The 653-nt window shown below is 54.2% G+C and carries 1 pseudogene; it reads left to right on the top strand.

Annotated features, from left to right (window positions below):
* Nucleotides 1-55 precede the first annotated feature (55 nt).
* Nucleotides 56-653, top strand: a pseudogene (locus tag COO59_RS20555) (IS1-like element IS1A family transposase); the annotation flags it as partial.

The raw sequence follows: 653 nt of genomic DNA, 5'->3' as shown, positions 1-653 counted from the left end.
GGTGATGCTGCCAACTTACTGATTTAGTGTATGATGGTGTTTTTGAGGTGCTCCAGTGGCTTCTGTTTCTATCAGCTGTCCCTCCTGTTCAGCTACTGACGGGGTGGTGCGTAACGGTAAAAGTACTGCCGGACATCAGCGCTATCTCTGCTCTCACTGCCGTAAAACATGGCAGTTACAGTTCACATACACCGCCTCTCAACCCGGTACGCACCAGAAAATCATTGATATGGCCATGAATGGCGTTGGATGCCGGGCAACCGCCCGCATTATGGGCGTTGGCCTCAACACGATTTTACGTCACTTAAAAAACTCAGGCCGCAGTCGGTAACCTCGCGCATACAGCCGGGCAGTGACGTCATCGTCTGCGCGGAAATGGACGAACAGTGGGGATACGTCGGGGCTAAATCGCGCCAGCGCTGGCTGTTTTACGCGTATGACAGGCTCCGGAAGACGGTTGTTGCGCACGTATTCGGTGAACGCACTATGGCGACGCTGGGGCGTCTTCTGAGCCTGCTGTCACCCTTTGACGTGGTGATATGGATGACGGATGGCTGGCCGCTGTATGAATCCCGCCTGAAGGGAAAGCTGCACGTAATCAGCAAGCGATATACGCAGCGAATTGAGCGGCATAACCTGAATCTGAGGCAGCA

It is taken from the genome of Mixta theicola (assembly GCF_002895925.1).
GTDB classification, from domain to species: Bacteria; Pseudomonadota; Gammaproteobacteria; order Enterobacterales; family Enterobacteriaceae; genus Mixta; species Mixta theicola.
This window is presented reverse-complemented; position numbering and strand designations above follow the sequence as displayed.